The organism is Roseivirga seohaensis, from assembly GCF_001592945.1.
Taxonomy (GTDB): Bacteria; Bacteroidota; Bacteroidia; order Cytophagales; family Cyclobacteriaceae; genus Roseivirga; species Roseivirga seohaensis.
The window spans coordinates 1-12,686 of record NZ_LRPB01000007.1; the positions used below are offsets into that span (position 1 = coordinate 1).

Consider the following 12,686-nt stretch of genomic DNA (forward strand, 5'->3'; position numbering starts at 1 on the left):
TTAAACCGTGGGCTATGTCATGAGCCCTAATAAGCAATGGTTTTAACCATTTTCATGATAAAAATATAGAAACTGAAATGTGTGAGAATACAGAGAATTGTGGCTGATATAGGTCATGTTTACTTCATCATAAATCATTCTTTAAAGCGAAACCGCCTATTTTCCTTCCCTGAGATAACGAAGGGACTAAAGATTTGAATAGGAAAATTGAAATGTTGTTAATGTCTGTCTTGCGGTTAAGCACGGGCAGAGTCCTATATTTCATAGTTAGTCACAGGTTCGGAGCACCTGCGACAGTGGCTTAATTTTGATTGATTTCAATTACTATTAATTTATTAAAGGGGTGAGAAGGGGCTGGAGTGCTTTTAAGCTTAGAAATTTCAAACCAATTATGTCCGAAATTATCGTGAAGATCATAGAAATCTTGAGCAGTTACAGTATAGTAGATACCTAAGTCTTCCCCATTTTTATTAAAGGCTCCAATATTTAAGTTGTCAATATCTTCCAAGTCCATAGATATAGGTCGAATAAAATAGCCCTTTGCAAAATGGTAGTTGATCTTTTGTAGTTGGTATCCGTCAGTCCACTTTTTGTCAGTGTGTTTTGGATTGAGAACAAATAGAGAATCGCCTTGAGAAAAAGGATAAACTGAGGCTTGAGTTTTGGCTTCTTTTGTATCGTATGAATCAGACTTTATTGTTAAATATGGTTGAATGTGCGTAACAGGTTTTTTTGTTTTGGCGTCAACGATGCTAACCACTAAAAGCCCCGAATTGTCGAAAGGGCAATGTTGTGCAGAAGCATAGGTAAGTGATAATGAAAATATGTAGAGTGAGAAAATCGATTTCATACTGCGCTTATAGATTTTTCAAGAAATTACTCCTTGTATAAAAATAGCTTAAATAGTTCCGACTTAGCAAGTTTCGGTGTTGAATTAATAATGCTTTAGTGACGAGGTAGTATAAAAAAAATGGCCCCAAAAGTTACCTAGAGACCATTTCAATTTGAATACACTACTTTCTAATTCGCAGATTCGTTTGGTATGGCATAGGTTACGTAAATGCCATTATTGTCGGTGATAATACAGGTGTTCCCTCTTTTTCCATCTGTTCCAAACGACATTACCGTAGTTGGGTTTGTAGATGGATAAGCCAGTATGTACATGATAGGTACATAAAGAATACTTTTCATTGGTGTAGTAATTTGAGTGCCAGCATAAACCACTTCGTTATCGTTTACTACAGTCAATTTAACACCCTGCTTGTTGGTCATTGGTACACCTCCAAAAGCAGATAGTGGCACTGGGTTAAACAGGGTATAGCCTGTTACGTTATTATGCCCCATCACTGTTCCCGCAACCGATGCAAGTGACCTATTAGCCGGATCATAGGCTTTATTGAAAGTGAGCGTAATGGCCTGATTAGGCATGGTCAGCTTATTTTCAACGAAACTCATTGTAGTGTCAAAATAGAAACCTTGAGAAGTAACTCCGTCTAATGATACACCAATCATAACCACATAGTCATCGCCTAGTCCATTTATATACTGTGCTTCTATTGATATAAAAGCAAGTGGAGCAATGGACGGAAGTGAGTAATAGCCACTGAATTGAGCTAAATCTTTAGCAGCACCTGGTGTAAGGCTTGGTATTTCATTCGATGCCATTACCGGAAATGGAATGGTTTGTAACGATCTTGAAACAACAGTATGGCTTGTGTTATTTACGGTCATATTGTTGCAGGCAAAGCCACCAGCGGCAGCCGTGCCCATGATTAGGCTAATGGAGTTGTTTCCTTCTGTAAATGAAAAGAAGTACATATTTAAATTGTATGAAAATGAACCAACAGTACTTAGTGTTCCATTCCCCGTGATGTCATATGAAATTTGATAGTTGTCTTCAATTTTCATTACAGGTAACATCGTTTTAGTCGTTTTACTAGGGCTAAGGTGAAGTGGAACGGTTTCGTAATACTCGCCAATATATTGAGCATAAGGAATTGGGTTATTGTAGGTTTTACCAGTGACCGTTACAGGCGTTCCGCCATAAGGAGTAATAGAACCAGAGAAAGAGGCTGTTGTGCCATTTTGCTGACCACTATGAGTAAAAGTCAGAGAAATACCGAAGGTATTCGCGGCTGTTCCGGTTTGTATCAGGTGTGTACCATCAAAGGTTCCGGTAAACGGAACACGATAAGAAGTTTTACCATCCATACATATGATGAGTGCTAGATCATAAATAGGGGTAGAAGATCCATTTTGAATATGAATGTTAGTGTCTACTGTAAAGAAAGCTCCAGGTGTATTATCCATTGAGTAATAGCCATTGAAAATCATAAGGGCCAATAAGTCAGGGCTGGTGGTTACTTGAAGTGGGTCGGTATCCTTATACTTTTCTGCCATTTTTTGGTGGTAGCTTAGCAACTCACCCATTGGGATTTCTGAGCTTGCATTTTTTGGATTTTGTGAATCTTGCATTGGGTTGGGGTTTTAGTTAAAAAATTAAATCAATTGGCCCACAGTTCTTCCATTCAGAAATAACTTAAAGAAAGATATGGGCATCCTTAATGATTAATTCGCTCATTAAAGGTGACCCAAATATGATGGTTAGAAAATAAGCTTGACTACCCTCTAAGGGTGAGAATTACTGATACCTACAAAGTGTATAAACTAGGTGGAATGCCGATATAATGGCTTAGAGGTTCTGCCAATTGGCAGATGAATCGGAGAACCTGCGACATGGGTTTATTTTCTAGTGTTTTTATTTCCATTTATTTCTTCTATTTCGACTTTGAACAGATGAAATATTCTCTTTATTATCATCAAAAGAGTGAGAATTAAGTGAGCAAAAACAGTATTGAAAATGAAATAAATAATAAGCGTCAATATTTGATTATATTCTAATTTCTCAATGTGAATCTTGGTTTCCCAAAGTGTTTTCTCATAACTGAAAACTAAATCTGTCGGAAGGAATTTTACATTGGCCAAGAACAGAATACCCAAAGCAAATAATGAAATGACAATGGTATAGGTGATATTATAAAATGTCTGCTCCAACAATTCAGCTCTATTTTTAATATCTTTTATATTTAATTTATTCTCAGCGAAGGAAATAATTAGCACTAGTAGATTTAGAAAAAGCCCAACAAAAACAGACAAACAAATTGCAAATATGTTCACTAAATTGTCATTGGGGATTCCAATGATAATGCTTAATAAGAGCGCTATTAAAATGGGGTAAATAACAAAGTGTTTTCTGTCACGCCTCAACATTTTCCCCTCTGGGTTTTCCAAAGTAGATTTGTGTTTGAGTAATATTTCTATGACATTTATTTTGGAAGACATTTTTAATAAAGATCAAGGTTGAAATCTTCTAAAAGCTGAATGCACTCTCCTTCAATTGATTTAAAGTCAGAATGTCCTGTGGATGTGATATTGACTTTGATATCATAGTATGGTCGAAATTTCAGAGTGTCTGATAGGTTAATTGTCCTAGATGAATTTTTGTAAGTTGAATTCACGTGAATTGAAGCTTCATCATCAAATCCAATTTTTTTAAAGTCATCTGACGTGAAGAATCCGTTTGGGTTATTCTCGAAAATTTCTTGAATTCTTTTTCGAGCACTTCCTCCAATTCTTCTTTTTCCTTTAGATCGAATACTAAGTTCCAACACGAAATCATCAGTATTAAACTTTTCGAGGCCATATTTCTCAGCAACATCTTCTGGTAAAGAATTTCTGACTAAACGAATTTTGTTATAGACTCCTTCGTTAATGAATTTTTTCACGAATTTATCATCAATGAAATTTGAAAAATGGAATGACTTCTCTGGGAAATTTTTACTTATATATTTACTTAAAACGAGGGTGAATACCTGTTTAATGCCAAATAGACCTTCTCTTTCTAGAAATATGAGGCCTTCATTTTTCTTAGATGAGATGCATATCAAAAAGAAAAATGGTTTTTGAAGAGCGTGATTTTTCATCATTCGAAATACAGGAAGATCGTCTTTCTTCCTGTTGATATCAACTACATTTTCCTCTTTGCCGTATTTCCCTGTTTCAATTATGCCAGAAACTGATCTAATTGCGTCTTTTCTATGGAAAACTGTTGCCCCTGTAGAGGTTTTTCCAAATTGCACAATTCGTTTATTACGTTCATCGGGGGGAAGGTCATCAATAAACGGGATTAGGTTGGTGAAGAGATTATCGAATAAATCGATTCCTTCTACATTGTATAGGGGTAATTTCTCATTTTTATTATCCTTTGGAGATACGAAGAATCTCAGTACCTCTAATTTCCTTTCTTCCATGTTTGTGGTTCTATGTAATTGACGTTAACACCTTTGTCTCCCGAAGTTGCCGAAAATCAGAATAATAACCTACTGCTTTGTGATAATCTAATGAAGCGCTTGTGTAATTCTGTGTGGAGATACTGTTAATCAGTATTTGTATAGTTGTGATCATATTCCCCCAACAAACAAAAAAGCCCAACTCTTTCGGGTTAGGCTTTGCGTATTTTATGTCGTTTTAAAATAGTGTTTATTCAAAATGATATAAGAAGATCATTTCACCTGTAAAAGCAGGTTTTGGGTTGTCTTTGATTTCGAGTTTTACATTCAACTGGCATTTGGTAATGCCTCGTAAATCGGCCAAAGAAGTGAGTTTTACCCTCAGTCTTACTTCAGAATCGGCCACTACGGGCTGATTAAATTTAAGCTTTTCGATGCCGTAATTAATCATCATTTTGATGTTACGGATATCGGCAATTTGCTCCCATAAATGCGGCAGAATAGATAAAGTTAAATAACCATGGGCAATGGTATTTCCAAAACCGCCTTCAGATTTAGCTCTTTCAGGGTCGGTATGAATCCATTGGTGGTCTAGTGTGGCATCGGCAAAAACATTAATTCTTTCTTGGTCAATTTTAAGGTAATCTGAAACACCCAGTTCCTTACCAATGTGTTCTGCAAATTCTGCGTGGCTTGCTATAACTAACTTTTCCATATTGTGCTTCAATATTGCTCAAATTTACTCGATTTAGCGATTAAAATTTATTCTATTTTAACAATTCTAAAAGTCAATTGTCAACTGGTATCCTGTTTTTTTGACATTTTCCTCTGCTTCGTCTTGCTCAAAATTAGAGCATGTAACGCCCAATAGGCGCACGCCTTCCGGAAAATTTTCCCAGTTCACCAGCTCAAGTAAATTGAAAGTCAGCTGTTTAAGTGTTTCGCTACTCACTATGTTTTCGGTTTGAGTAACGCTTCGGGTAATCTGGCTAAAATCTTTGAATTTTATTTTAAGGGTAAGGGTTTTGCCAAATGTGTCGGCCTTTTCTAATCTTTTATGAACGGTTTGAAGGATTGGGTCAAGCGCCATTTTCATATCCTCAATCTCCACCAAATCTTGGTCAAAAGTGTTTTCCGCTCCCAATGATTTACGGATTCTATTAGGGTTTACGGGGCGGTAATCATGCCCTCTCACAATATCATAATAGAACGACCCTGCCTTGCCAAACTTTACTTTAAGCGCTTCTTTCGTCCACTGTTTTAAATCGTAGCCGGTGTGAATACCCAAAGCGTGCATCTTTTTGGCCGTTACTTTTCCTACCCCAAAAAACTTATCTACTTCTAGTTTTTCTAAAAACGAAATTGCTTTTTCAGGACCAATCAGGGTAATACCGTTGGGCTTTTGGTAGTCGCTGGCAATTTTGGCCAAAAACTTATTGATGGAAATACCTGCTGAGGCGGTTAAGCCTGTTTTTTCAAAAATCTGTTTCCGAATGGCTTTGGCAATCAAAGTAGCAGAGGGAATTCCCTTTTTGTTTTCGGTTACGTCTAAAAAGGCTTCGTCTAAAGAAAGCGGTTCTACTAAATCGGTGTATTCCAGAAAAATGCTTCGAATTACGTTTGAAACTTCTTTGTATCTTTCAAACCGAGGCGGGGTGAAAATAATATGCGGACATTTTTGATAGGCCGTTTTGGAAGGCATGGCCGAGCGCACTCCGTATTTACGGGCCTCATAGCTGGCCGCAGCCACAACGCCTCGTTCTTTACTGCCGCCTACCGCCAAAGGTTTGCCTCTAAACTCGGGCTTATCCAGCTGTTCTACCGAAGCAAAAAAAGCATCCATATCGATATGAATGATTTTGCGATCGGTATTGGGCAGCTTTTTCTCCATTGGTTCGAAATTAAGCAACGATTTTATGAACTTTACAGTTCTTCAAAAGATTGTCATTTTCATTTATGAACCGTCAAAAAAAGATATTCGTGATTGTAGCCATTTTGTTCATTCTGGCCACCATTCTTGTGGGTTATGATATTACTACCAGAACGAGTTTTCCGGGCTCTAAAAAACTGTTGAAGGAATCGATTGCGCCTTCGGAAGAGAATACTCAGGATTCGCTTAAAATCGATAGCCTTAAAGAAAAGTAAAACAGTTTTATTAAACTTGAGTTAACCTTTCAGCATGACAAAAACGGGCAAAAAGATAGACCTAGATCGGATTGATTTAGAGAAAATGAGCGAAATGACGACCGAGAACCTCGGCCTCATTAGCTTTCCGCATACGGTAGGTGGCGCCATGATTAAGCCGGAAGACAAAGGAAGGATTAAAGGCCGAGCTGTGGCGGCCATGCATGAGCAAACCGAAATGCAGGTCAAACAGATTTATAAGCAAATGCAACTGTTGGCCGAACAAGCCAAGGCCATTCAAGAAAGGGTAGAAGTTTCTGAACGAATTTATATGGCCAAAATGAGTTTTGAGCCTTTGATCGGAAAAACCTATCACCTCTACGAGCGCGAAGACGGAACGGATTTACTTTCATTAATAGGCCCAACGGAATGGGGGAGGTCTAAACCCTTCAAACAATTTATCTCCAGCGTAAAACTGCTGGCCGACCATACTTGGGAGGTTTTGGAAGCCTAAGTCTCGGTTTATAGTTTAGTCTTTCTTCCTTATCTTGTTGCTGACTTTTTTAAATTCTCATGAAATTACATCAGCTACAAGTATTACTTCTTGCTTCCTTTTTCTGCTTCTCTTGCGCTAAAGAAGTTCCACCGCCAGCGCCCATTGGGCCACTGCCGAGTACCCAACAATTGAATTGGCACGAGCTAGAATATTACGCTTTCGTCCATTTCAATATGAACACCTTTACGGATATGGAATGGGGACTTGGAGGAGAATCGCCAAGCCTTTTCAACCCTTCGGAATTGGACACCCGCCAATGGGCAAGAGTGGCCAAAGAAGCTGGAATGAAAGGTATTATCCTGACCGCAAAACACCACGATGGCTTCTCGCTGTGGCCTTCTGCTTATACCGAACATTCCGTGAAAAATAGTCCTTGGAAGAACGGAAAGGGCGATGTGATCAAAGAATTGGCGGCAGCTTGTAAAGAATACGGCCTTAAAATGGGGCTTTACCTTTCGCCTTGGGACAGGAACCATGCCGACTATGGCAAGCCTGAATACATTACTTATTATCGTAATCAGTTGAGGGAATTGCTGACCAATTATGGAGAGGTGTTTGAACTTTGGGTAGATGGAGCCAATGGTGGTGACGGCTATTATGGTGGCGCCAACGAAACCCGAAATGTAGACCGAAAAACCTATTACGATTGGGACAGTACTTTTGCGTTGGCCAAAGAACTTCAACCCGATATCGTGGTCTTTAGCGATGGCGGCCCAGATGTCCGTTGGGTAGGAAATGAAAACGGTTTTGCCGATGCTACCAACTGGGCACCACTGAGACGCAATGAGTTTGCTCCAGGCATTGGGCCATATCAACAATTGACCTCTGGCCATGAAGACGGAACGCATTGGGTACCTGCCGAATGTGATGTTTCCATCAGACCAGGATGGTATTACCACGAAAGTCAGGATAATAAAGTGAAATCCTTGTCGGAATTGCTGGATATCTATTATAAATCCGTGGGGAGAAACGGCAACTTACTGCTTAACTTACCTGTCGATCGGAGGGGTTTGGTACATGAGAATGATGTAAAAGCCTTGATGGAATTGCGCAAAACCCTAGACGAAACTTTTGCCGTGAACTTGGCCAAAGGCGCAAAAGCAGTGGCCTCGAACACTAGAGGAAACAACTATCTGTCTTCCAATATTTTGGATGAATATAACGATACCTATTGGGCTACAGAAGATGATGTGATTGAAAGCGAGCTGATGATCAACTTTAGTAAAGAAGCTACTTTTAATCGTTTGGTGCTTCAAGAATACATTCCGCTAGGGCAACGTATTAAAGCGTTTAAAGTGGAAGTGAAGGATGAGGACGGCTATAAGGAAATCGCCAATGAAACCACCATAGGCTACAAACGCATACTTCGATTGCCGCAAGTAACCACCAGTCAATTGAAGATTACCTTTACCGATGCCAAGGGAAGTCCGACCATCAGTAATGTCGAAGTTTACTTGGCAACGAGCGAACCTACTACGGAAGAATAGTTAGCGTAAAGCCATGCTTAAAATCATCAACCAGAATTCACTATGAACTATTTTCGAAGTCTTAGCTTTCTATTCGTCACGCTTTTGCTAGGGAATCAGCTTTCGGCACAAGTGCCAGACTCTTCTAGAATTGTAAGGGTATTGACCTACAATATCTTACATGGAAAAACGCTCAAAGGCGACTTTGATTTAGATTTAATTGCTTCGGTGATTAGTAAAGAAAAACCTGATTTGGTGGCTCTTCAAGAAGTTGATTACAAAACCAACCGCTCTAAAAAATACGATTTGGTGACCGAATTAGGTATTCGCACTAACATGTCGCCACTTTTTGCTCGAGCCATGTATTATGACGGGGGGGAGTATGGAGAAGGTATTCTTTCAAATTTTACTTTCCTAACAACAAAAAATCATCCATTGCCTTATACCGAAGGAAAGGAGCCAAGAGCCGCTGCAGAAGTGAATGTAGTGATCAAAAGTGGTGACACCATTCGTTTTGTGGGCACACACTTAGACCATGAAGCGGACGGCCATAACCGATATATTCAAGCCGAAGAATTGAATAGGGTATTGAAAAGGGATAATGTGCCAACCATATTGGTAGGCGATTTAAACGAAACGCCTGAAAACAGGGCCATGCAACTGCTTTTTAAAGATTGGGAGCGGTCATTTGCCGATAATGCATTCACTTTCCCTTCAGATAAACCCATCAAAAAAATTGATTATGTGCTTTTTCGACCTGCCCACAGGTGGAGGGTTTTAGAGAAACGCGTCATTGATGAACGTGTAGCTTCTGACCATAGACCCGTTTTGGTGGTGCTGGAGTTACTCCCTGATCATTAACTAAAATAAATCATGATGGCGCCAACAGCTGTCATTACCAGAATAAACTGCCTAAAAAGTTTATCGTTGACTTTTTTGAGAAGCTTTACCCCGATAAAAAGGCCTAAAAGAATGGCGGGTATAACTACTAAATTTATCTTGAGGGTTTCCCAAGTAATGGTACCCCAACTAAAAACATGAAAGGGCATTTTAAAAAGGTTGATGATCAAAAACAGCCATGCAGTAGTGCCAATAAAGGCATCTTTAGGCAAGCGCATAGCTAAGAAAAAGATATTCGAGAACGAGCCTGCTAAATTACCAACCATGGTGGTAAAGCCTGCCGTTAGCCCCATTAAGCCAGCAAAACTAATGTGCTGAGGTACTGCTTTAGATTTTCGCCTGTCCCACCAAAACATAACAACCACTGAAATAAAAATAACAATGGCCATGCTTTTTCTAAAGGAATCTTCGTCCATGCTGTTGCCCACATAAGTGCCGAAAATGACCCCCAACATCATAAAGGGTAGAAGCCTAAAAAGGTATTTCCATTGCGCATGACGGTTGTAGTAGATTACAGCAAATATGTCGCCTACAAGTAACATAGGAAGTAAAATGCCTGTGGAGGCTTTGGCGTCAAAAACAAACGCCATTAAGGCCACAATGATAATGCTGATGCCCTTGATGCCTGATTTGGATAAACCCAAAACAAAAGCAGCGGCCAAAACTACTGACCAATCGATAAATGTTAAGTCTGAAAACACAAGTTCATTTAGTGGGTCACTATTTATATACTACTTGAAAGTTGTTCCTACTGCGTTGTTCTATAATAATTTGTTTGCCTTTAATAAGATTATCAATAGTGGACTGGTTGTAGTTTTTTACCGTAATCATTTCTAGACCTTCATTATAATAAATCAAGAAATCGTCTTTTAAGGCCATTCTTAACTGCTCTCTTTTTACAGGGTTATCGTCCATACAAATGGTAAATGATATGGCTGAATTTTGCATTAAATTAATCGTAAGATGATTTCTGTTGATGTGTTCAAAAATCAAATGAATATGCTGCTCGTTGATGAAAGAGAAGTCACTTATTTTAAACGAAATAACGGTCTGTTTTCCTTTGTGAATTATGGCAGGAGCCAAATTCGGAATCACGCATTCGTTAATAAGTGTGCCATTGGCTTCAGGGTGTTCAAACGACTTTACATACAAGGGAATGCCTTTTTGAGCTAAGGGTTTTATGGTTTTAGGGTGAATTACCGAAGCACCATAATACGTCATTTCAGCAGCTTCTTTGTAAGGCAACTGATCGAATAGCACTGTATTATCAAATTTTTTCGGGTCGGCATTGAGTACACCTGGCACATCTTTCCAAATGGTTACCGATTCGGCATTCAAAGAAGTGGCGAAGATTGCTGCACTAAAATCACTTCCTTCCCTTCCAAGGGTGGTGGTGTTAAACTTAGCATTCGAACCAATAAAACCTTGTGTAAGCACTACGCTTCTGTCTGCATATTGCGACACTTGCGAACGAATGATGTTTTGCGTGGCGCCCCAATCTACAAGGGCTTGTCGGTGAATGTTATCGGTTTTCACCATTTTCCGGGCATCTAGCCAGGTGGTTTTGATTTGGCGGGTATTTAAATATGCCGCTACAATTCGAGTGGATAAAATTTCACCATAAGACACGGTTTGATCATAAATAAAATCGTAGCCCATTGAAGAGCTGAATCTATCCAATTCGTGATGAATCGATTCGAAGTCAGTATTTATTTCTTGATTTAGTTGTTGATTCCCGGCCAAACCGAGGTCAGAAATAATTCCAAAGTGAAAATCTTTTACGTACTGAAGTGCTTCCTTATAGTCTTCTTCATCGATTAATTTTTGGAGAATATTCTCGAAGGCGTTAGTCATTTTGCCCATGGCAGAGACGATAACCACTAATTGATCGGAAATATTCGCCTCAATTATGGAGGTCATATTTTTTACCGAATCGGCATCTTTTACAGATGCACCTCCAAACTTAAATACTTTCAATGCTCGTGAGTTATTTTTGTTAATTTCGCGCTGCAAGTTATCAACGTTTTCTGAGATTAAAATTATAGTTGCACATGTCTAAAGCTGAAAATTCACGTATCGCACTTCCAATAGGTTCAAATTTGGATCGGTTCATCATGAAAAACCAAGAAGCATTTCCGTTTGCTTCAGGAGAGTTATCTCAATTGATTAGAGATTTGGCTTATGCAGGTAAGGTGGTGAACAGAGAAATTAATCGTGCTGGTTTGGCCGATATCACTGGGGCTTATGGTACAGAGAATGTTCAAGGTGAAGCACAACAAAATTTAGATGTGGCGGCAAATATTCGTTTTACCCGTGCTTTGCAAAAGGGTGGGGAAGTAGCGGCCATTATTTCAGAAGAAAATGAAGATATTATTGACCTGAAGACCCCAAACGCAAAGTATATTATTGCCATGGATCCGCTGGATGGTTCTTCAAATATTGATGTAAACGTTTCTGTGGGTACTATTTTTTCCATTTACAGAAGAGTTTCGCCAGTAGGAAGCCCCGTAACTATGGAAGATGTTTTGCAGCCGGGTACGGCCCAGGTTGCAGCAGGATACATTCTTTACGGTTCATCTACCATGTTTGTGTATACCACAGGCAAGGGAGTAAACGGTTTTACATATGAGCCTTCTTTGGGTGAATATTTATTGTCGCATCAAGACATGAAAATGCCAAAAGATGGAACGATTTATTCGGTGAATGAAGGTGGTTCTAAAAGTTTTCCGCAGTCGGTAACTGATTATATTGATAAGTGTAAAGACAGAGGGTACTCTGCTCGCTACATAGGATCTTTAGTGGCCGACTTTCACAGAAATTTATTGAAAGGTGGAATTTATATTTATCCGTCTACTGTTAAAGCCCCAAATGGAAAATTACGTTTAATGTATGAATGTAACTGTTTGGCCATGATTGCAGAACAAGCAGGAGGTTTAGCTACTGATGGCATGCAGCGCATTATGGAAATCCAACCGACATCATTGCATCAAAGAGTACCGTTTTTTGTAGGTAGTAAGAATATGGTGGCGGAAGCTTCTGAGGGGTAGTTGTTATCTTCTTGTTTGACTAATCAGTATCTGTTTTTTAGATTATTCGTTCCTCAGGAAAGGAAAACGGGTTTGGGTTTTAGACTTCAAATCAATGATTTGTGTTGCTGAAAAGGATGCTTACAGCTTGACTTAACTTTGGAACTTGTGCTTAAAAGATCATTGCTGGTGATGTCTTAGATCCTTCGTACTTCAGGAAAAGAAGAAAAGAAAACGGGCTACGGCAGGCTCATTTAGTGGAAAAGGTTAATATTAATTTTGGCTGCCTAATTCCAAATTTGTATTTTCTGATAACTGATAACTG

13 protein-coding genes are annotated in these 12,686 nt (G+C 39.1%); 5 read left to right on the forward strand and 8 right to left on the reverse strand.

Features of this window, described 5'->3' with window-relative positions:
- Positions 1 to 301: 301 nt before the first annotated feature.
- The 6 genes from AWW67_RS04985 to dinB form a co-directional block, all read right to left on the reverse strand.
- Positions 302 to 850 carry a hypothetical protein gene (locus tag AWW67_RS04985; protein WP_062300539.1) on the reverse strand — a complete coding sequence of 183 codons (549 nt, stop codon included), beginning with the start codon at positions 848 to 850 and terminating at the stop codon, positions 302 to 304.
- 170 nt (positions 851 to 1,020) lie between these two features.
- Entirely contained in the window at positions 1,021 to 2,475 is a 1,455-nt protein-coding gene (locus AWW67_RS04990; RefSeq protein ID WP_062300540.1) for a hypothetical protein, read from the reverse strand.
- A 267-nt stretch (positions 2,476 to 2,742) separates the two neighbouring features.
- Positions 2,743 to 3,342, reverse strand: coding sequence for a hypothetical protein (locus tag AWW67_RS04995; RefSeq protein ID WP_062300541.1), 600 nt, complete (start codon positions 3,340 to 3,342; stop codon positions 2,743 to 2,745).
- Between the two features lie 2 nt (positions 3,343 to 3,344).
- Complete coding sequence (locus AWW67_RS05000; protein WP_062300542.1) at positions 3,345 to 4,310, reverse strand: hypothetical protein; 966 nt, start codon at positions 4,308 to 4,310, stop codon at positions 3,345 to 3,347.
- 229 nt (positions 4,311 to 4,539) lie between these two features.
- Positions 4,540 to 5,004 carry a MaoC family dehydratase gene (locus AWW67_RS05005; protein WP_053224830.1) on the reverse strand — a complete coding sequence of 155 codons (465 nt, stop codon included), beginning with the start codon at positions 5,002 to 5,004 and terminating at the stop codon, positions 4,540 to 4,542.
- Between the two features lie 66 nt (positions 5,005 to 5,070).
- Entirely contained in the window at positions 5,071 to 6,180 is a 1,110-nt protein-coding gene (gene dinB / locus AWW67_RS05010; RefSeq protein ID WP_062300543.1) for a DNA polymerase IV, read from the reverse strand.
- 65 nt (positions 6,181 to 6,245) lie between these two features.
- Between dinB and AWW67_RS05015 the strand changes: the two genes are divergently transcribed.
- The 4 genes from AWW67_RS05015 to AWW67_RS05030 are packed head-to-tail and all read left to right on the forward strand — an operon-like array spanning position 6,246 to position 9,296.
- Positions 6,246 to 6,434, forward strand: coding sequence for a hypothetical protein (locus AWW67_RS05015; RefSeq protein ID WP_053224828.1), 189 nt, complete (start codon positions 6,246 to 6,248; stop codon positions 6,432 to 6,434).
- A gap of 34 nt (positions 6,435 to 6,468) precedes the next feature.
- Entirely contained in the window at positions 6,469 to 6,927 is a 459-nt protein-coding gene (locus AWW67_RS05020; RefSeq protein WP_062300544.1) for a DUF2452 domain-containing protein, read from the forward strand.
- 59 nt (positions 6,928 to 6,986) lie between these two features.
- Entirely contained in the window at positions 6,987 to 8,456 is a 1,470-nt protein-coding gene (locus AWW67_RS05025) for an alpha-L-fucosidase (protein WP_062300545.1), read from the forward strand.
- Positions 8,457 to 8,498: 42 nt separating this feature from the next.
- On the forward strand, positions 8,499 to 9,296 hold the full coding sequence (locus AWW67_RS05030) for an endonuclease/exonuclease/phosphatase family protein (RefSeq protein ID WP_062300546.1): 798 nt from the start codon (positions 8,499 to 8,501) through the stop codon (positions 9,294 to 9,296).
- Here AWW67_RS05030 and AWW67_RS05035 read toward each other — a convergent pair.
- Positions 9,293 to 10,036: a sulfite exporter TauE/SafE family protein gene (locus AWW67_RS05035; RefSeq protein ID WP_053224821.1), complete on the reverse strand. Its 744-nt coding sequence runs from the start codon at positions 10,034 to 10,036 to the stop codon at positions 9,293 to 9,295. The two genes, AWW67_RS05030 and AWW67_RS05035, sit on opposite strands and share 4 nt — an antisense overlap.
- 19 nt (positions 10,037 to 10,055) lie before the next feature.
- On the reverse strand, positions 10,056 to 11,348 hold the full coding sequence (locus tag AWW67_RS05040) for an aspartate kinase (RefSeq protein WP_260311322.1): 1,293 nt from the start codon (positions 11,346 to 11,348) through the stop codon (positions 10,056 to 10,058).
- Positions 11,349 to 11,386: 38 nt separating this feature from the next.
- Here AWW67_RS05040 and fbp point away from each other — a divergent pair, with 38 nt between their 5' ends.
- On the forward strand, positions 11,387 to 12,382 hold the full coding sequence (fbp, locus tag AWW67_RS05045; RefSeq protein WP_062300547.1) for a class 1 fructose-bisphosphatase: 996 nt from the start codon (positions 11,387 to 11,389) through the stop codon (positions 12,380 to 12,382).
- The last annotated feature ends 304 nt before the right edge of the window (positions 12,383 to 12,686 follow it).